The 18,723-nt window shown below is 66.7% G+C and carries 18 protein-coding genes; 6 read left to right on the top strand and 12 right to left on the bottom strand.

Translation table 11 applies throughout. The features are described from left to right. Positions 1-15 precede the first annotated feature (15 nt). Positions 16-1,101, bottom strand: coding sequence for a redox-regulated ATPase YchF (ychF, locus tag QFZ60_RS05855; protein WP_307088954.1), 1,086 nt, complete (start codon positions 1,099-1,101; stop codon positions 16-18). Between the two features lie 90 nt (positions 1,102-1,191). Between ychF and QFZ60_RS05850 the strand changes: the two genes are divergently transcribed. Further along, positions 1,192-2,421 (top strand): DNA recombination protein RmuC, encoded by a 1,230-nt coding sequence (locus QFZ60_RS05850; RefSeq protein ID WP_307088952.1) that lies wholly within the window; start codon positions 1,192-1,194, stop codon positions 2,419-2,421. 101 nt (positions 2,422-2,522) lie between these two features. Here the strand turns inward: QFZ60_RS05850 and QFZ60_RS05845 are convergent, their stop codons facing one another. Both QFZ60_RS05845 and QFZ60_RS05840 read right to left on the bottom strand, forming a co-directional pair. Beyond that, the gene (locus QFZ60_RS05845) at positions 2,523-3,602 is read right to left on the bottom strand and encodes a 4-hydroxy-3-methylbut-2-enyl diphosphate reductase (protein ID WP_056334578.1); all 1,080 of its coding nucleotides are present in this window, start codon (positions 3,600-3,602) and stop codon (positions 2,523-2,525) included. A 9-nt stretch (positions 3,603-3,611) separates the two neighbouring features. Then, positions 3,612-4,460 carry a hypothetical protein gene (locus QFZ60_RS05840; RefSeq protein WP_142117104.1) on the bottom strand — a complete coding sequence of 283 codons (849 nt, stop codon included), beginning with the start codon at positions 4,458-4,460 and terminating at the stop codon, positions 3,612-3,614. 160 nt (positions 4,461-4,620) lie between these two features. Between QFZ60_RS05840 and xseA the strand changes: the two genes are divergently transcribed. Together xseA and QFZ60_RS05830 are read left to right on the top strand one after the other, a co-directional pair. Beyond that, positions 4,621-5,967 (top strand): exodeoxyribonuclease VII large subunit, encoded by a 1,347-nt coding sequence (gene xseA, locus QFZ60_RS05835; RefSeq protein ID WP_307088948.1) that lies wholly within the window; start codon positions 4,621-4,623, stop codon positions 5,965-5,967. Beyond that, the gene (locus tag QFZ60_RS05830; protein ID WP_142117106.1) at positions 5,964-6,182 is read left to right on the top strand and encodes an exodeoxyribonuclease VII small subunit; all 219 of its coding nucleotides are present in this window, start codon (positions 5,964-5,966) and stop codon (positions 6,180-6,182) included. The genes xseA and QFZ60_RS05830 overlap by 4 nt, the downstream gene beginning before the upstream one ends. Positions 6,183-6,227: 45 nt before the next feature. On the opposite strand, the gene QFZ60_RS05825 is transcribed toward QFZ60_RS05830, so the two are convergent. The 6 genes from QFZ60_RS05825 to QFZ60_RS05800 all read right to left on the bottom strand — a co-directional run bounded on the left by QFZ60_RS05825 (position 6,228) and on the right by QFZ60_RS05800 (position 12,013). Further along, positions 6,228-7,082: a polyphosphate kinase 2 family protein gene (locus QFZ60_RS05825; RefSeq protein ID WP_307088946.1), complete on the bottom strand. Its 855-nt coding sequence runs from the start codon at positions 7,080-7,082 to the stop codon at positions 6,228-6,230. Positions 7,083-7,132: 50 nt separating this feature from the next. Then, on the bottom strand, positions 7,133-8,353 hold the full coding sequence (locus QFZ60_RS05820; RefSeq protein WP_142117108.1) for a pyridoxal phosphate-dependent aminotransferase: 1,221 nt from the start codon (positions 8,351-8,353) through the stop codon (positions 7,133-7,135). A 141-nt stretch (positions 8,354-8,494) separates the two neighbouring features. Continuing rightward, entirely contained in the window at positions 8,495-9,457 is a 963-nt protein-coding gene (locus QFZ60_RS05815; RefSeq protein WP_307088943.1) for an ABC transporter substrate-binding protein, read from the bottom strand. Further along, positions 9,454-10,200 carry an ABC transporter permease gene (locus QFZ60_RS05810; RefSeq protein ID WP_307088941.1) on the bottom strand — a complete coding sequence of 249 codons (747 nt, stop codon included), beginning with the start codon at positions 10,198-10,200 and terminating at the stop codon, positions 9,454-9,456. Before QFZ60_RS05810 ends, QFZ60_RS05815 begins: the two co-directional genes overlap by 4 nt. Next, entirely contained in the window at positions 10,197-10,913 is a 717-nt protein-coding gene (locus tag QFZ60_RS05805) for an ABC transporter permease (RefSeq protein ID WP_142117111.1), read from the bottom strand. Before QFZ60_RS05805 ends, QFZ60_RS05810 begins: the two co-directional genes overlap by 4 nt. Then, complete coding sequence (locus QFZ60_RS05800; protein ID WP_307088939.1) at positions 10,913-12,013, bottom strand: ABC transporter ATP-binding protein; 1,101 nt, start codon at positions 12,011-12,013, stop codon at positions 10,913-10,915. The genes QFZ60_RS05805 and QFZ60_RS05800 overlap by 1 nt, the downstream gene beginning before the upstream one ends. Before the next feature lie 205 nt (positions 12,014-12,218). Between QFZ60_RS05800 and QFZ60_RS05795 the strand changes: the two genes are divergently transcribed. Continuing rightward, on the top strand, positions 12,219-13,235 hold the full coding sequence (locus QFZ60_RS05795; RefSeq protein WP_307088937.1) for a pirin family protein: 1,017 nt from the start codon (positions 12,219-12,221) through the stop codon (positions 13,233-13,235). A gap of 92 nt (positions 13,236-13,327) precedes the next feature. Here QFZ60_RS05795 and QFZ60_RS05790 read toward each other — a convergent pair whose 3' ends face one another. Both QFZ60_RS05790 and QFZ60_RS05785 read right to left on the bottom strand, forming a co-directional pair. Beyond that, positions 13,328-14,278 (bottom strand): N-acetylglucosamine kinase, encoded by a 951-nt coding sequence (locus tag QFZ60_RS05790; RefSeq protein ID WP_307088934.1) that lies wholly within the window; start codon positions 14,276-14,278, stop codon positions 13,328-13,330. Positions 14,279-14,370: 92 nt separating this feature from the next. After that, the gene (locus QFZ60_RS05785; protein ID WP_307088932.1) at positions 14,371-15,345 is read right to left on the bottom strand and encodes a LysR family transcriptional regulator; all 975 of its coding nucleotides are present in this window, start codon (positions 15,343-15,345) and stop codon (positions 14,371-14,373) included. Between the two features lie 121 nt (positions 15,346-15,466). Between QFZ60_RS05785 and QFZ60_RS05780 the strand changes: the two genes are divergently transcribed. Together QFZ60_RS05780 and QFZ60_RS05775 are read left to right on the top strand one after the other, a co-directional pair. Further along, positions 15,467-16,702: an MFS transporter gene (locus QFZ60_RS05780; protein ID WP_307088929.1), complete on the top strand. Its 1,236-nt coding sequence runs from the start codon at positions 15,467-15,469 to the stop codon at positions 16,700-16,702. Between the two features lie 136 nt (positions 16,703-16,838). Continuing rightward, complete coding sequence (locus tag QFZ60_RS05775) at positions 16,839-17,342, top strand: Lrp/AsnC family transcriptional regulator (RefSeq protein ID WP_026265760.1); 504 nt, start codon at positions 16,839-16,841, stop codon at positions 17,340-17,342. A 25-nt stretch (positions 17,343-17,367) separates the two neighbouring features. Here QFZ60_RS05775 and QFZ60_RS05770 read toward each other — a convergent pair whose 3' ends face one another. Next, positions 17,368-18,624 carry an MFS transporter gene (locus QFZ60_RS05770; protein WP_307088927.1) on the bottom strand — a complete coding sequence of 419 codons (1,257 nt, stop codon included), beginning with the start codon at positions 18,622-18,624 and terminating at the stop codon, positions 17,368-17,370. Positions 18,625-18,723: the final 99 nt, after the last annotated feature.

Genomic DNA, 18,723 nt, shown 5'->3' with positions numbered 1-18,723 from the left:
AAGCCGTCCGGGCGGTCAGACGTTGAAGCGGAACTCCACCACGTCGCCGTCGGCCATGACGTATTCCTTGCCTTCGATGCGGACCTTGCCGCGGGACTTTGCCTCAGCCATGGAGCCGGCTTCCACCAGGTCCTCGAAGGAGACAACCTCGGCCTTGATGAACCCGCGCTGGAAGTCGGAGTGGATGACGCCGGCGGCCTGCGGTGCCGTGTCCCCCTGGCGGATGGTCCAGGCGCGTGCTTCCTTGGGCCCGGCGGTGAGGTAAGTCTGCAGCCCCAGCGTGTGGAAGCCGACGCGGGCCAGCTGGTCCAGGCCGGATTCGTCCTGGCCGTTCATCTCAAGCATCTCGCGCGCTTCTTCCTCGTCCAGTTCAACGAGGTCCGCTTCGAGCTTTGCGTCCAGGAAGATGCAGTCCGCCGGGGCAACCATGGCGCGCAGTTCCTCCTGCTTTTCCGGGCTGCCCAGGATGCCTTCGTCGGCATTGAAGACGTAGATGAAGGGCTTGGCCGTCAACAGGCCCAGTTCCTTGAGGTGCTCCATCTCCAGCTTGTCGCTCTTGATGGAGGAGTAAATGGTGTCACCGCGTTCCAGCACTGCCTGCGCGGCCTTGACGGCGGCAAGCTCGGCAGCCTCCCGCTTCTTGATCTTCACTTCCTTTTCGATCCGCGGGATGGCTTTTTCGATGGTCTGCAGGTCGGCGAGGATCAGCTCGGTGTTGATGGTTTCCATGTCCGAGCTGGGATCCACCTTGCCGTCGACGTGCACCACATCGGGGTCGTCGAAGACCCGGACAACCTGGGCAATGGCCTCTGCCTCGCGGATGTTGGCCAGGAACTGGTTGCCCAGTCCCTCCCCCTCGGACGCGCCCTTGACGATACCTGCGATGTCGACGAAGGACACGGCGGCAGGCAGGACGCGCTGCGAGCCGAAGATCCCGGCGAGCTTCTGGAGCCTGGGGTCCGGGAGGTTCACGACTCCGACGTTGGGTTCAATGGTGGCGAACGGGTAGTTCGCGGCCAGGACCTGGTTGCGGGTAAGCGCGTTGAAGAGGGTTGATTTGCCGACGTTGGGCAGTCCGACGATGCCAATAGTAAGAGCCACGAGCATTGATTCTACCCGCCGGGCCCCCGGAGGCAGTACCGGCGGATGTCATTGCCTGTGATTGTCAGAGGCCCGTGCAACAGTGAAGCCATGGATGCTTTTGCCTTGATTCTGGCCCTTCTCATGCTGCTGCTCGGTGCGCTTGCCGGTGCCGCGGCCACCTATTTCACCCTGCGCCGGAATTCGCATGCCTTGGAGGCCGACTTTGACCAGGTGTCGTCCCGCCTTTCGGAGGTCACGGCGCAGCTGGCAGCGGCCGACGCCGAGCGGCGGCTTTTGGCGGTACAGAACCGTGAGCTGGGCGAGGCCAGGACGCAGGACGGGAGCGTCCTTCGTGCCTTGGCTCCGGTGGCGGAGAAGCTGTCCGCGGTGCAGCAGCAGGTGGCCCTGCTGGAGCGGGACCGGGTGGAACAGTACGGCCAGTTGGCACAGCAACTGCAGGAGGCAAGGCTGTCCGATGAACAGCTCATCCGGTCCACGCACGCCCTGGAATCGGCCCTGCGTTCCAACAGCGCCAGGGGGCAGTGGGGCGAGGTGCAGTTGCGGCGTGTAGTGGAGGCGGCGGGCATGCTTCGCCATGTGGACTTTGTGGAGCAGGTGCACAGCGCCGGCCACGATTCGGCTGTCCGCCCCGACCTTGTGGTGCAGTTGCCGGGCGACAAGCAGCTGGTGGTGGATGCCAAAGTCCCGTTGTCGTCCTACCTTGAGGCGCAGGAACTGGGGGCGGTGGACCCGCGTCCGGGCCAGTCGTCCGGGCTGCAGTCGGCCAACGACGGGCGGAACCGGCAGGTCCTGCTGGCAGCGCACGCCAAGGCCCTGAGGGCGCACGTGGACGCGCTGGGCACAAAGAAGTACTGGGACATCCCGGGGAACTCCCCGGAACTGGTGGTCTGCTTCATTCCGGCCGAATCCATCCTCGCTGCAGCACTCACGGCCGACGCCGGGCTGCTGGACCACGCCTTGTCCCGCAACGTGGTCCTGGCCTCCCCCAGCACCCTGCTGGCCGTGCTGAAGTCCGTGGCCTTCACGTGGCGCCAGGACGTCCTGACGGACAGTGCACGCGAGCTGTTCGAGCTCGCGCGGCAGCTGTACGACCGGATGGGCACCCTGGGCGAAAACGTGAGCAAACTGGGCTCATCCCTGAAGTCGTCGGTGGACCGCTACAACGCGATGGTGGGCACCCTGGAAGCCCGGGTCCTCCCCACGGCGCGGAAGCTCAACTCCCTCGAGGAGACCGGTTTGGTGACACCTCCGGTGGTGGAGGTGACCCCCCGCGCACTGGTGGCGCCCGAACTTCAGGGCGACGAGGAAGCGGCCTGACAAGGGGCCGCGGATCCAGGACGGGCCGGGCAGTTGTTTAACTGCCCGGCCCGTCGTTTTACTTCCGATGATGCAGGCTGCCGCCTGCAGCCGGCGTTTTGTCAGCTGCGGGGCCTGCGCCCGCCCAGCGCGCGGCTGACGTCGCCGGCCTGCTTCAGGGTGGCGCGGAGTTCCTTGGGCAGCGAGAACAGGAGGTCCTCTTCTGCGGTGACCACTTCCTCCACCGCCCCGTAGCCGTAGTCGGCCAGAAGCCTCAGGACGTCCTGCACCAGTACCTCGGGAACGGAAGCCCCAGACGTGACGCCCACAGTGGCGACGCCCTCGAACCAGGCTTCGTCAACCTCGTTGGCGAAGTCCACCCGGTAGGATGCCTTGGCACCGTACTCGAGTGCCACCTCCACCAGCCGGACGGAGTTCGATGAGTTGGCCGAGCCGACCACGATCACCAGGTCCGCCTTGGGCGCAATCTTCTTGATGGCCACCTGGCGGTTGGTGGTGGCGTAGCAGATGTCGTCGCTGGGCGGGTCCTGCAGGGTGGGGAACCGCTCCTTGAGCAGCCGGACGGTCTCCATGGTCTCGTCCACGCTCAGCGTGGTCTGGGACAGCCAGATGACCTTCTCGGGGTCGCGGACAGTCACCTTATCCACTTCGTGGGGTCCGTTGATGATCTGGATGTGCTCCGGCGCTTCACCGGAGGTACCTTCCACTTCCTCGTGCCCGTCATGGCCGATCAGGAGGATGTCGAAGTCGTCTTTGGCGAAGCGGACGGCTTCCTTGTGCACCTTGGTAACCAGCGGGCAGGTCGCATCGATGGTGCGCAGGCCGCGGTTTTCGGCAGATTCGACCACTGCCGGGGACACTCCGTGGGCAGAGAAGATCACCAGGGCACCTTCGGGCACTTCGTCCGTCTCGTCGACGAAGATGGCGCCCTTTTCCTCCAGGGAGCTGACCACGTGGACGTTGTGCACGATCTGCTTGCGCACATAAACGGGCGGCCCGTAGTGTTCGAGCGCCTTTTCGACGGCGATCACGGCCCGGTCAACGCCTGCGCAGTAGCCGCGGGGAGCAGCCAGCAGCACCTTCTTGGCGCCGTTCACGGGGGCCGCTGCTGCTACGTCCTCAGGCGAGCGGCGCCTGCGCGGAATGGTTGGCATCGAGAGGGATACAGCCGAGGTGGTCATCCCTCCATGCTACCGGCTGGTCCGCGCCCGTTTCCGGGATGCGAACAACGTCACAACGGCTGCTGCCACCAGGACGCCGCCTGTTACCGCGGCCGTGGTGATCCACGTTTGGAAATCGGTACCTGCCGCGGCCAGGAACTCGTCACGGAACATGTTGGCCACACCGTTGCCGGTGTCTGTGGCCTGGGCGCGGGAGGTGCCCAGCTGTGAGCCCAGCCCCCACAGCCCGGCGAGGGCCAGGCCCCCAAGTCCGGCGGCCAGCAGCACTGTCCAGCGGCGGCGGGCCGCCACCAGGGCCAGCAGGAACGCCACGGCTGAACCGATGGCCAGAATGTAGCCCATGGGCGCATATGTCGCCAGCCGCTCGGTCCACTCCTTTTGTGCCGGCTGGCCCACGTTGATCAGCGTTTGCTCCGGCGGATCCAGCGGGAGCCGGGTGGTGCGCGAAATCTCCTCCGACCCCAGGGCAACCAACGGGGCGACGTCGAGGGTCAGCGAGGATGCCGAGGCGCCATCCTGTGTACCGGCAGGGTCAGCGAAGCTGAGGCGGTGGCTCTTGCGGAGTGTCTCCTCCCAGGCCGCCGGATACCCGGGCAGCCCGGTCAGCGACTCCGCTGCCTTCTCGAGCATCGGCTGGACCAGCCCGGATAGGAAACCGGGAACAGATCCGGTATCAATCGTTCCCACCGCCGCGGCGGCCAGCTTCCGCTGGAACTCCGAGTCCTTGCCGAGCGGTGCTGCAAGACGGACAAAACCATCTTCCTGGACCACGTTCCGGTCCACCCAGATGGCGGGAACGGCAACGGCGGCCAGGAGAATGCCCAGCACGGTGGCGATGGCAGAAACAAAAGTGCGCACAGCAGGTCCTTCGGGGTTGGGGGCCTTACCCATCCTAGGCAGGGTCGAAGGGCCATCCATGTCACTCCCCGGTGCTAGACCTTATGGATAAGGTTGATTGACCGCCAACAACAGATGAAGGACCGCATGCCCGCAGCACCAGCCTCCCACCGGCGTCCGCATGTCTGACCAGGCCTCCCTTCCGGGTGCAGCACCTACTACCCTGCCGGCCACTGCGGCGGAGACAAGCCCGGATAACCCCTGGCCGCTGCAGCTGCTGTCGCAGAAGCTCAAGGCCCATATCGACCGCACCCCGTCCGCATGGGTCGAAGGCCAGGTCATCGAGCTGAACCGCCGCGGCACCAACGCCTACCTCACGCTTCGCGACGTGGATGCGGAGGTCTCCCTTCCGGCGTCCGTCTGGACCAAGGTGCTGGAACGGCAAAACCTTCCGCTGGAGCGCGGGTCGCGGGTGGTGGCCCTGCTGAAACCGGAATTCTGGCTGAAGACGGGCCGGCTCAACATGCTGGTGCGGGACATCCGGCCTGTGGGCCTGGGCGACCTGCTGGCCAGGATTGAGCGGCTGCGCCAGGCACTGGCTGCTGAGGGCCTGTTTGCCGAGTCCAGGAAGAAACCCCTGCCCCTGCTGCCGCACCGGATCGGCCTCATCACGGGCCGCGACTCGGACGCAAAGAAGGACATCCTGCGGAACGCAGCCCTGCGCTGGCCTGCGGTGGAATTCGAGATCCGCGAGGTTGCCGTCCAGGGGAATACCGCGGTGGCCCAGGTGGTCCGCGCCCTGCGTGAACTGGATGCCCGGCCCGAGGTGGACGTCATTGTCATCGCCCGCGGCGGCGGGGCGCTGGAAGACCTGCTGCCCTTCAACAGCGAGGACCTGATCCGGGCCGTGGCTGCTGCCGCCACCCCGGTGGTGAGTGCCATCGGGCATGAGGCAGACCGCCCGCTGCTGGATGACGTTGCCGACCTTCGGGCTTCCACCCCCACTGATGCCGCCAAGCGGATCGTTCCCGAAGTCTCCGAAGAACTTGCGGGTGTGCGCCAGGCGCGGGAGCAGTTGCGGCGGTGCATGGAGCGGCTGGTGGACCGGGAGTCGGACCGGCTGGCGGCACTGCACTCCCGCCCGGTCATGGCCGCGCCGGAGGGCATGGTCTCAGTCCGGGCAGAGGAGATCGAGCGGCTGCTGCGGCGCTCCTCCGCTGCAGTGAGTTCCACGGTGGTGCGGGCGGCCGACCAGCTTGAGCACCTGAAGGCCCAGGTCCGGGCCCTCTCACCGCAGAAGACCCTCGACCGGGGATACGCCGTCGTCGAACTGGCAGGCGACCAGGCCGCCCGGATTGCCCAGGCGGGCCACGCTGTTGTCCGCCGTCCCACCGAAGCGCCATCTGGCGCGGCCCTGTCCATCCGTGTGGCGGAGGGCCGCTTCGGCGCAACATCAACCGGCGCAACATCCACCGGGCCGCACCCAGGAAACCCAGACCACCAGCAGGAATTGGAAGAGAAGGCATGAGCGAACAGAAACCAGAGCCGGATGTCGCAGCGCTGAGCTATGAGGAGGCGCGGGAGCAGCTCATCGCTGTGGTGGGCAGGCTGGAGGCAGGAGGGGCAAGCCTGGAGGAGTCCCTGGCCCTGTGGGAACGCGGCGAGGCGTTGGCCGCACGCTGCGAGGAGTGGCTGGAAGGCGCGCGGAAGCGGCTGGCAGCGGCCCGGGACCAGCCACTCTAACCACCGGAAAGAACTGGAACTGGCAGCACTCGGGCCAGGGGGCTGTCAGGAACGCGCCACGAGTTCCCGCTCGGCAGCGACGTCGAACTCGGCCTTGGGCCATTCCAGCAACATGTCTGACAAGGCGCTGAGCAGCAACTGCTGGACGGCAATCCGGGCAAACCACTTCTTGTTCGCCGGAACAACGTGCCACGGCGCATTCGGTGTGCTCGTTTCATCGATGGCCGCCTGGTACGCGGCCATATAGTCCTCCCAGTGGGCCCGCTCGTCCAGATCACCCCGGCTGTACTTCCAGTGCTTGGAGGGATCATCCAGCCGGGCCAGCAGCCTTTCCTTCTGCTCCGCACCACTGATGTGGAGCATTACCTTGATGACCTTCGTCCCCGAGTCCGACAGCCGGGCCTCGAACTCATTGATGGCCACATAGCGTCGCTTGATCTCGTCCGGGCTGGCCCAGCCGTGGACGCGGTGGATCAGGACGTCCTCATAGTGGGAGCGGTCGAACACGCCCACCATCCCGGCGGCCGGCACTTCCTTTTCGATCCGCCACAGGAAGTCGTAGGACTTTTCCTCGTCGGTGGGGGCCTTGAACGCCTTGAACTGGACGCCCTGCGGGTTCATGGCGGCCATGACGTGGTTGACGATGCCGCCCTTGCCGGCGGTGTCCATTGCCTGCAGGATCAGCAGGATCCGTTTGGTGCCGCCAAACCGTGATTCGGCGAAGAGCTTTTCCTGCAGTTGGGACAGTTCGTCGTCCATCTCCGTCAGCAGCAGCCGGCCGTCGGCCTTGTTGCCGCTGTACCCGGGTGTTGAGGCGGGGTCCACCGCGGCAAGGGAGAACCCCTTCCCTACCCGAAGGGTTTCGGCAGGATGCTGGTCGAAGCCGACGATGCGGGCCATGGAAGTCCTTTCCGCAGGTTGCAACGGACCGGCGGGCCCGTGAGCACAGGCTAGTTCCCCTGGTACCTGCTTAGGAAGTCCCCCATTCGGCCGATGGCCTCTTCAATGTCCTTGACGTTGGGCAGCGTTACCATGCGGAAGTGGTCCGGACGCACCCAGTTGAAGGCACGGCCGTGCGAGACCAGGATCTTCTGTTCCCTGAGGAGGTCGAGGACAAATTTTTCGTCGTCCCGGATGTGGTAGACCTCCGGGTCAAGCCTGGGAAAAAGGTACAGGGCTCCCCTGGCCTGCTGGGTGCTGACGCCGGGAATGGCGTTCAGCATGTCGTACGCCTTGTTGCGCTGCTCAAGGAGCCGGCCGCCGGGGAGGATCAGGTCGTTGATGCTCTGGTAACCACCCAGCGCCGTCTGGATGGCGTGCTGGGCCGGGACGTTGGCGCACAGGCGCATGTTGGCGAGAAGGTTGATGCCCTCCAGGTAGTCCGCAGCGTCCTTCTTGGGCCCGGAAATGGCCATCCATCCTGCCCGGTAACCGCAGACGCGGTACGCCTTGGACAGCCCGCTGAAGGTCAGGCACAGGACGTCGTCGCCGGTCAGCTTGGCGAGATTCACAAGTACGGCGTCCTCGTACAGGATTTTTTCGTAGATTTCGTCGGCGAAGATCACCAGGCCGTGCTTTTCGGCCAAGGCAACAATGCGTTTCAGCGTCTCTTCAGGGTAGACGGCGCCTGTGGGGTTGTTCGGGTTGATGACCACGATGCCCTTGGTGCGGGGCGTGATCTTTGCTTCCAGGTCATCGAGGTCGGGCTGCCAGCCGGATTCCTCGTCGCAGAGGTAATGCACCGGCTTGCCGCTGGCCAGCGCCACCGACGCCGTCCACAACGGGTAGTCCGGGGTGGGAATGAGGACCTCGTCGCCGTCGTCCAGAAGGGCCATGAGGGACATGGTGATGAGCTCGCTGACGCCGTTGCCCAGGTAGATGTCATCGACGTGGATGTTCTGGATGCCGCGGGTCTGGTAGTACTGCGAGACGGCGGTGCGCGCGGAGAAGATGCCGCGGGAATCGCTGTAGCCCTGGGCGTGCGGCAGGTGCCGGATCATGTCCACCAGGATGGCGTCCGGCGCTTCGAAGCCAAACGGGGCGGGGTTTCCGATGTTCAGTTTGAGGATCCGGTGGCCCTCCGCCTCCATCTGCTGGGCGGCCTGCAGGATGGGTCCACGGATGTCATAGAGGACGTTGTTGAGCTTCGTGGACTGCCTGAATTCTGCCATCCCTCAAATATGCCACAGGAAGGATGGACGGCCGTTGAGACGTCTGCCACATGGACGACGGCGGCTGCCGGGCCTTTGCAGGTCCGGCAGCCGCCGTCGTCATCACCAATGTGTTCCCTGCCCGCGCGGGCAGGGAACGTCCTACTTGACGATGCCCTTGTCCTTCAGCCAAGCGGTTGCCGCCGCCTTGGCGTCCTGCTTCTGGCTGCCGCTGACAGCTCGGTTGAGGTTGATCAGGTCATCGGTGGTCAGCGTGCTGGACACGGAGTTCAGCGCCTGCTTGGCCTTGTCCGTCATCTTCGCCTTGTTGTACAGCGGGAGGACCTGCTGGGCGATGAAGTTGTTCTTCGGGTCCTCCAGCACCACGAGGTCGTTGTCAGCGATGGACGGTGTGGTGGTGTAGATATCGGCCACCTGCACCTGGTCCTCCAGCAGCGCCTTGAGCGTCACCGGGCCGCCACCGTCACTGAAGGGCTCCAGCTTCTTGGGGACGCAGTTGTAGTTCTTCTTCAGTCCGGGCAGGCCGTAGGCGCGCTCGGCGAACGTGGCCGGGGCCCCCACCACGATCTCGCTGCAGACCTTGGCGAGGTCCGCGATGGACTTCAACTGGTACTTCTCGGCGGTTGCCTTGGTGACCACCATGGCGTCCTTGTCCTCGGCCTTGGACACGTCCAGGACGCCCAGGCTGTCCGGCAGTTTGCCGGGCAGCACCTTGGCGATATCGCCGGCGGAAACTTCCTTGGCTTCCTTGTCTACATAAAGGAGCAGGTTGCCGCTGTAATCGGGCACCACGTCAACGGACCCGTCCTGGACCGCCTTGAAGTAAACCTCACGGGAGCCGATGTTCGGTTTGGTGGTGGCGGTGATGCCATTGGCGTTCAAGGCACCGGCGTACAGCTCGGCGATGATCTGGCTCTCCGGGAAGTCGGCGGAACCCACCACAAGCGAGGTTGCTCCGCCCGATGCGCCGCCAGTGGCAGCGGGCGAGTTGCTCAGCGGGTCGGACGAACCACCGCAGGCGGACAGGGTGATGGCCAGGCCAAGTCCGGCGGCCAGGCCGCTGAACGCCCGCCTGCCAAGGCGCTGGGGACGGCTATCTTTCATGACTTACCTCCTTGTACAACAGTCTCCGCAACAACGGGGTCTGTGAGATCAACCGCAGCCTCCTGGCTGTGGTAGGACAACTTCAAGGCGCCCTGGGTCAGGAACAGCCTCTGGAACAGGGACAGGACGAGGTCGACGGCGATGGCCAGCACCGCGATGAGGAGGGAACCTCCCAGCATTTGGGGGAAGTCGCTCAGGACAAGGCCGTCGAAGAGATAGCGGCCCAGGCCGCCGAGATTGATGTAGGCGACGACGGAGACGGTGGCGATCACCTGCAGCACGCCGGTCCGGAACCCGCCGAACATGACGGTGAGTGCGTTGGGCAGCTCGGCCCGGAACAGGACCTGCAGTTCAGTCATCCCCATGGCCCGGGCCGCGTCCACCACGTTCCGGTCCACACTGGAGATGCCGGCGTACGTTCCGGCCAGCAGCGGGGGCACGGTAAGGATCACCAGCGCCCAGATGGGCGGCATCAGCCCGATGCCGGCCAGCAGCACGAACAGGATGAGCAGGCCAAGGGTGGGCAGGGCGCGCAGGGCTCCGGCCAGCGCGACGACGGCCACCCGGCCCCTGCCGGTATGTCCCACAAACAGCCCCACCGGGACGGCGATGGCAGTGGCGATCAGCATCACGAGTCCGGTGTACTGCAGATGCTCCCCCAGCCGGGTGGGGATGCCCATGCTTCCGGACCAGTGCAGCGGGTCGGCGAGCCACGCGAAAGTATCGGAGAAGACGTTGCTCACGCTGTTTCTCCTGCCATGGTGGTCGCCCGATTCGCAGCGGCCGGCCCACCGGTGTCCCCATGCCCGCGGTCCCGCCGCGTTCCTGCCCGCTCCCACGGGGTGAGGATGCGTTCCAGCAGGACGAGGACAGCATCCATCACCAGCGCGAGGACCAGGATGGCGACGATCCCCACCACCACCTCGGTGACGAAGTCACGCTGGAGTCCATCGGTGAAGAGCATTCCCAGGTTGCCGACACCCAGCAGGGCCGCAACGCTGACCAGCGAGATGTTGCTGACGGACACCACGCGCAGTCCGGCGAACATGACCGGCAGGGACAGTGGCAGGTCAACCTGAAGGAACCGGGCAAGAGGCTTGAACCCCATGGCCTGGGCGGCCTGGCTGACGTCCGCGTCGACGGAATCGAAGGCATCCAGGGCGGCCCGGACCAGCAGTGCCACCGCGTAAATGGTCAGTGCCACCACCACGTTGAGGGGATCCAGGATCCGGGTGCCCAGGATGGTGGGCAGGATGATGAACAGGGCCAGCGAGGGAATGGTGTAAAGGAGCGAGGAGGCCGTCAGCACCAGGGAGCGGAGGGCCCTGTTCTTCCGTGCCAACTGCGCCAGCGGGATGGAAATCAGCAGGCCCAGGACCATGGGAATGAGTGCCAGCACCAAGTGCTGGCCGCCACGCTCCAGGATCATGCCGGTGTTGGCCAGGAACCATTCCATCAGAGGGCAGCCTGCCGCACCTGGCGCGCTTCTTCGATCAGCGCCAGGACCTCACCGCCGCGGACCACGCCCAGGACCCTGCCGTCGGAATCCACGGCAACACCAAGGCCCGACGGCGAGGACAGGGCCGCGTCCAAGGCCCGCCGCAGGCTCTCCCCGGGACGGAACAGCGACCCGCCCGGAACGAGTTCGGTCTCGGTGCCCGGCGCGGACCATCCCAGGGGGTGCTTGTCAGCGTCCACCACCAGCTGCCAGTCACCTGCAGCGCCGGAATCCGACTCATAACCTGATGGCGAGCGGACAATGGTTGGCACGGGATGGATGGCCACGCCGTCGGAAGGGGTGAAGCCCAGGTGGCGGAAGCCACGGTCCCGTCCTACGAAGGACGCAACGAAATTGTTGGCCGGTGCCCGCAGGATTTCCTCCGGGGTGGCATATTGGGCGAGCTTGCCGCCAGTGGCGAAGACAGCCACCTTGTCGCCGAGGATGGTGGCCTCGTCGATGTCGTGGGTCACGAACACAATGGTCTTGGCCAGGTCCTTCTGCAGGCGCAGCAGTTCCTGCTGGAGTTCGTCGCGGACAACCGGGTCCACCGCACTGAAGGGCTCATCCATGAGCAGGACGGGCGGGTCGGCGGCGAGCGCGCGTGCCACGCCAACGCGCTGCTGCTGGCCGCCCGAGAGCTGGGACGGGTACCGCCTGCCCAGGGAATGCGCCAGGCCCACCACGTCCAGGAGCTCTTCCGCCCTCCTGCGGGCGTCGGCTTTGGAGACCCCGTTCAGCCGCGGAACGGTGGCGATGTTGTCCAGGACGGAGCGGTGCGGCAGCAGTCCCGCCGACTGCATCACGTACCCCATGGACCGGCGCAGTTCCGCCGCCGGTACCGTGGTGACATCCCGGCCGTCCACGGTGATGGTTCCGGAGGTGGGTTCCACCATGCGGTTGATCATCCTTAGGGACGTTGTTTTACCGCAGCCGGAGGGGCCCACGAAGACTGTGACGGCGCCTTTTGCGATGGACATGGTGAGCCCGTCCACCGCGGGCTGGCCACCCGGGTACTGCTTGGTGACGCTCTGGAACTCGATCATCGCCTGGTCCATGGTGCGGACTTACCTGTTCTCTTGGACGGGCTGTTGACAGCACCGTGACCTTGCCATCAGCACGCTGATAGTTACGCTAGCCCAAACGGGGGCAGGCTTCAGCAGGTGAAGCCCTAATCCCCGCAAAGGAATCCCTACTGTGACCATTCGGTACCCATATGCGTGCGGATGGGTAGCCAAAGCCGGGCAGGCCTAAAGTGGAGCCGTGACCAACTTGGAAGTTTCACCCCAGCAGGAAGTTTGCCCGCCCGCCCCTTCCGGAGGGACGGCGGGCCCCTGCCTCCAGCTGTGGCCGGAACGCGAGGTGCCCTTGGGCGGGGTCCGCGCCATGAACGTCAAGCGCACCCTGCCCCAGCGCGGACTGCCCACGATCGGGGCATGGTGCTTCCTGGACAGTTTTGGACCGGACCGGACCGCCATGTCCGTCCTCCCCCATCCCCATATCGGGCTGCAGACGGTGACGTGGCCGCTTGCGGGGCACATCCGGCACCGGGACAGCGTAGGCAGCGACGTGGTGGTGCGTCCCGGGGAGCTGAACATCATGACTGCAGGGCACGGCGTGTCGCACTCAGAGTTCGCGGTGCTTCCCGGCGGCGGGGAGCTGCCGCTGCAGCGGGGCCTGCAGCTCTGGGTTGCCCTTCCCGACGGGGACCGGCACCGTGAACCGGCATTTGAACAGCACCGGGAGCTGCCGCGCGCCGCCGGCCACGGCTTCACGGCTACCGTCATGGTGGGGGAACTTGCAGGCGTGGCGTCTCCCGCAACAATGTTTTCGCCAATTGTTGGCGCGGACGTTTCCTGTGAAGGGGATGCAGTGCTGCCGCTGAACCCCGGCTTTGAGCATGGCATCCTGGTGCTCGACGGCGGCCTGGCGGTGGACGGGCAGGACCTGCCGGCGGGTCCGCTGGGCTACTTGGGCACCGGCCGCAGCGAACTCCGGATGGAGGCCCGCCCCGGCACGCGATTCCTGCTGATTGGCGGTGAGCCGTTCGGTGAGGAACTGCTCATGTGGTGGAACTTCGTGGGCCGCACCCATGACGAAGTGGAACAGGCACGGGAGGATTGGGAAGCGCAGGCCGGGCTGCCGGATGCCGAAACGGCCGCCGCCCGTTACGGCCTGGTGCCCGGCCACGGTCCGGATGCCGGGGCGGAGGCCGGCCGTATTCCCGCTCCCCCGCTCCCTGGCGTCCGGTTGACCCCGCGAAAACGGGCTGTGGACTAAGCTGGTTGTCTTCCGGCCGGGCTGCCGGACAACCGGCTATGGATCGGCCGGCCAACCCGCCACCGGAAGCCGTGGCCAATCGCCTGCTGCCGTCAGGCCGGCTCTGCCAGGAGCTGCAGGACACCGAACACGGGTTCCTGGTCCAGGACCCGTACGTCCCTGATGCCGTCTGCTTCGAGGTTCCGGCGGAAGGACTCCTGCAGCGGTGCCACGTTCATGCCCAGCCCGCCGCCCAGGATCACGGGGCCCTGGATCTTCAGTTGGCCCAGCACCTGCCCGGCCAGCGCAGCAAGGTCCCGGCCGGCCTGGTCCAGCAGGTCCGTACTGTCGCGGTGACCGGCAGAGGCCGCTTCCACAACGTGCCGGGCCTGCTGCGCCCAGAAGCGCCGTCCCGTGTCCGGGGAGTGGAACAGCGCAATGAGTTTGTTGGGGTGGTCAAGCCCGCAGGATGCCAGGAGGGATGCAGTGAGCTGGTCAATCGGCAGGCCCTGGTTCATCCTCCGCAGGCTGTGCCGTACCGCTTCCCTGCCCAGCCAATATCCGCTGCCTTCATCCCCCAGCAGGTATCCCCATCCGCCTGCCCTGGCCTCGCCGCCGTCGGCATTGCGTCCCCAGGCGGCCGAGCCGGTACCGGCAATGACGGCCACTCCTGTGTTGGCACGTCCCGCGGCCAGCAGCAGGCGGGAGTCGTGGACAACGGTGATGCGGGCCTCCGGTGCCAGTGGCTGGATCAGGGCAGCCAGGGCGGCGGCGTCGTCGTCCGTGTCGATGCCGCCGGAGCCCGCATAGACCCGGTCCACGCGCCCGCCGCCGATCCTGCCGAAAAGCTCCGCCAGGTTGCGTGCTGCCTGGTCGCGGCTGACGTTCTGGACGTTGGAGCTCCCCGCAGAATCGTCAGCGACGGCGATTCCGTTCTCAAAGCGGACGCCGTGCGTCTTGGTGCCGCCGATGTCCAGCCCGATCGTGGTGCCGTGCAGTGGAGTGCCCGGCGCGCCCGCGACGTGCTGAACAGGAGGGGTTGAGGGGTTCTGGGTGTTCGTCACGTCACAAGGGTACTTGCGGCGTGGCTCGGGGGCGCGCCGCATACCCTTCGTGACAGCCGCACCCTTGCCGGCCGTCGCGGGGTATGGTCCGTTCAGCGGCCGGCCCTGGTCACCAGCCCGGCCAGCAACCCGGGCCCTTCGGCAACCACCAGTTCGCGGAAGAGCCTGGCCGGAACGGGTTCGGTGTCGGGTTTGCGGCGCCGCCAGCTGACTCCGACTTCCCGGAAGGCGAGCGCGGAGTCCAGCGGTACTTCCACCCAGCCCAGGTCTCCTGTCTCCGGGCGCAGCGTCCTGCCGGGGGCATCCCCGCCAGGCGGCAGGATGCTGACACCGAGGCCGGCCGAGACCAGCCCGCGGACGGTGTGCGAGTCCTGGCTTTCGAACGCGATCCGTGGCCGGTAGCCTGCTTCCCGGAACAGCGCATCGGTCAGCGAACGCAATCCGTATCCGGGGCCCAGCGCGACGAACGGTTCCGTCCTGATATCGGCCAGCCGCGCACTGCGCTGCCGGGCCAGGGGGTGCGCGTGATGCACCACCAGCCGGAGCGGCTCGCGGTACAGCGGCGCGGAATCGAGGTTTTTGCCTGCCGGCGCCACGGGAGCGGTGAGGGCCAGGTCCGCTTCCCCCGACGACAGCTCGTCAAGGCACGCGCTCCGGGCACCCTGGCTGAGCCGGAAGCCGGCCCCGGGGTGCCGGGCACGGAAGGCGCTGATCAGCAGCGGCAGGGTTGCTTCGCCGAAGGTGTGCTGGAAAGACACAGACACAGTGCCCCTGACCACCTGTGACTCATTCCGAACCAGGTCCAGGCCGGCCTGGAACTCCGCGAGCGCCTGCTCGATGTAGGGCAACAGCGTGCGGGCTGCGGGCGTCAGGCGGACGCCGCGGCCGTCCCGGACCAGGAGTTCGGTGCCGACGGCGGCGCTGGCCCTGGCCACTGCCCTGCTAACGGTTGATTGGGGTACTCCGAGGAGTTCCGCGGTCTCCGTCACGTGTTCAGTCCGGCCCAGTTCGGCGAGTACAGGCATGAGGGGCAGCAGCTGCACCAACTGCTTGCGGTCCGGTTCCATGTCCTCTCCCCTGCCTCACCACCGGACGCCTCCGCTACCGGAAGACTGTTCCGTTATTGCTATCAGTGTTGCACGAAACATGCATTGGAGGCATCCATTGCATGAGGGCTACGCTGGCTTGATGCCACAGAACGCGAGCTCCGGCACCCAGGCTTCCCCCGCCTGGAACGGCCATCCCAAAGGGTCCCGGGCTTATGGGCGGATCCTGGCCGGCCTGTCCTGTGCCGGCGTGGCCACGTTTGCGCAGCTCTACTCCACGCAGGCGGTCCTGCCCCTCCTGGCGACCGATCTCCAGGTCACCGCCGCCGAGGCTGCCCTTACCATCTCCCTGGCCACGGTCGGGCTGGCAGCCACCGTCATTCCCTGGTCCTTCCTGGCGGACAGGATCGGGCGGGTGAAGGCGATGATGTGGGGCATCTCGGCAGCCACCGTCCTGGGACTGCTGGTGCCGCTGTCCGCCAACTTCGGCATGCTGCTGGTGCTGCGGTTGCTGGAGGGCATGGCACTGGGCGGCATCCCCGCCATCGCCATTGCCTACCTCAACGAGGAAGTCAGCAAAGCCCACGCCGCGCTTGCAGCGGGAAGCTATGTTGCCGGCACCACGTTGGGAGGACTGTCCGGACGGCTCGTGGCCGGCCCCGCCGGCGAGCTCTGGGGCTGGCGGTCGGCAGCCCTGGCCGTTTCCCTGCTGGCCACCCTTGCCGCCGTCGCCTTCCTGGTCCTCGTGCCGAGGGCCCGGGGATTCGTCCCGGCCCGCGCCGGCTTCCGCGGCGCCATCCGGACGCTCGGAGGACACCTCCGGAACATCCGGCTGCTGGCCCTGTACACCCAGGCCTTCCTGATGATGGGCGGATTCGTGGCCGTCTACAACTATCTGGGCTTCCGGCTCTCCGGTGCCCCGTTCGGGCTGCCCGCTACGGTGATCAGCCTGATCTTCCTGGCCTATCTGTCCGGCACCTTCTCCTCCCGCTGGGCAGCGGGGATGACTTCCAAGTACGGACGCCGGAACGTACTGCTGGGTGGACTGGCCGTCGCCGCCGGCGGACTCGCCCTGACCCTCACCTCCTCACTGGTGCTGATCCTCACCGGCCTGGTGGTGTTCACCGGCGGCTTCTTCGCCGCCCACAGCATCGGGTCCGGCTGGACGGGAGCCATTGCCAGCACCGGCCGTGCCCAGGCGGCATCGCTGTACAACCTGGCCTACTACCTGGGCTCCAGCCTCCTGGGCTGGGCAGGCGGCCTGGTCTTCCAGGCCTGGGGCTGGAACGCCCTCGCCGGGGCCGTGATTGTCCTGGCGTGCGTCACGGCCGCAACTGTCGCCGTCGTGCATCCCCGTCCGGAAACTGCCGCTGCCTGATGCCCTGCACCCCGAATTAAGCGGCTTCAGCTGCAGGTGGCATGGTGTGGATGTTCGGCAGGACGCGGGCCTGTGGTGCCGTTGGCGGACATACCGCGGTCTAGGATGAACGAAGGACCGTGTGGAAGGAACCGCAGTGAGTACGAATGCCAGGAACACCAGGCCCGGAGCGCACCTGGAGCCGCTGGATGCCATTGACGAGCGCCTCCTGGCGGCCCTCGTGGCAGACGCCCGGATCTCCAACAAGCAGCTCGCCGAGATGGTGGGGATTGCGCCGTCCACCGCTTTGATGCGCACCCGGGCCCTGTCCGAGCGCGGCATTGTTCAAGGCTATGAGGCAAAGCTGAGCTTGTCGGCCATCGGCAGGTCGGTGCAGGCTCTGGTGGCCGTACGGCTCCGTGCCCATGACCGGGACCAGATCGACCGCTTCACTGCCAGGGTGCCGCACCTGCCCGCCGTGCTGTCCACCTTCCACACCTCAGGTTCCGTGGACTACCTGCTGCACATTGCCGTCGGAAGCACCGAAGACCTGCGGGACTGGGTCCTTGACAATCTGGCTACCGACCCCGTGGTGGGGCACACGGAAACAACGCTGGTTTTTGAACACATCCAGGGCAACCACGGCCCGCTTCCGGACTGACCCCGCCGCGGGACGGGCGCCTGCATCAGGCCCTGGCCGGCTCCTTTGCCTGCCGGGTGAAGGTGGCGGCAAGGGTTGCAGCGGACAGGGCGAGTGCCGCCGCCCCGCAGAGCAGGACGAAGCCCTGGACGGCCGCTGCCATGCCGAACACGGCGCTGGCCCAGCCCAGGCCCAGGACCGGCACCGCGCTGCCCAGGTAGGTAATGACGTAGACGGTGCTGATGATCTGCGCGTGGCGGGCCGGCTCCACCCTGGCTGCCACATCGTTGAAGACGGTCCGGAACGCTATGCCCTGCCCCAGGCCGGCGGCCACGGCAGCGGCAACTAACAGCGCTGGGCTGTGCCACGCGCCGGCGGCACCCAGCAGCATGACGGAGACGCCCAGGACAGCCAGCCCGGCGGGAACGGCCAGGCGGCCCCGAAGGGTCACCAGCTGGCTCAGTGCCGACGCCCCCAGCGGCAGGCCCGCCAGCACCCCAATCAGCGGCCGCGAATCCGTGCCCAGGACCTGCGCGAAGTAGCCCGGAGCCAGCGAGAGCGAGAAGCCAAACACGGCAAAGCTCAGGAAGCCGACGCCGGACGCCAGCCAGAAAGCACCTCTCGCCTGGCGGGATACGGAAGGGCGGCGCGGAGCCAGGGCGTGCAGCGGCCGGGACGCTGCCGGCACCATGATGGCCGGGCGTGCGCGGATAAGGTAGAGCGGGACCAGGAGTGCGGCTAGGAGAAGCGAGTGGACGACGTACGGGGCGGTGGTGGCACCGGGAAGCAGCGAGAGCAGCCCGCCGATGACCGGGCCGGCCGCCACTCCCCCGGAGGACGCCAGCAGCGTAAAGCGTGATGCCCACTCCGGCCGGGAGGGGAGCAGTTCGCGCAGGGCAGCCGCGCTGGCGCCGGTGGCAAGCGCAACAGCGGTTCCCTGCAGTGCCCGTCCGGCGCAGAGGGCGGCCAGGGTGTCCGCTTCGGCGAAGATCCAGCCACCTGCGAGTCCGGCGAGGACGGCGACCAGGAGGGCGGCGCGGCGGCCGATATGGTCCGACCAGTGCCCGGCCAGCAGCAGCGTCCCCACCAATGCCAGGACATAGCTGGCGAACGCCGCGGTTATCCCGAGGCTGGACAGGCCCAGGTTGGCCTGCAGCAGGGGGTACAGCGGCGTGGCAAGGTTGGCGCCTACCAGGAGCATGAAGATGACCGCCCCCGAAATCACCAGCCTGGCCGTTGTGGTGGCATTCCACCCGGCAGTGGCCGCTGCCGGGCGCATGCGCAGTTCGCTGAAGACCGTCATTGTGCCGCCTTAGGGTCGCCGCGGCAGGTGGTCCTTGTGGGAGCCCGGCGCGGATATAACTGTGATGGTTCAACAGTGCGGCACAGCTGCTACTTATCG

Origin of the sequence: Arthrobacter sp. B2I5 (assembly GCF_030816735.1) — a bacterium.
Taxonomy (GTDB): Bacteria; Actinomycetota; Actinomycetes; order Actinomycetales; family Micrococcaceae; genus Arthrobacter.
The sequence above is the reverse complement of the archived record's forward strand: the minus strand, read 5'-3'. Positions and strand labels throughout refer to the sequence as shown.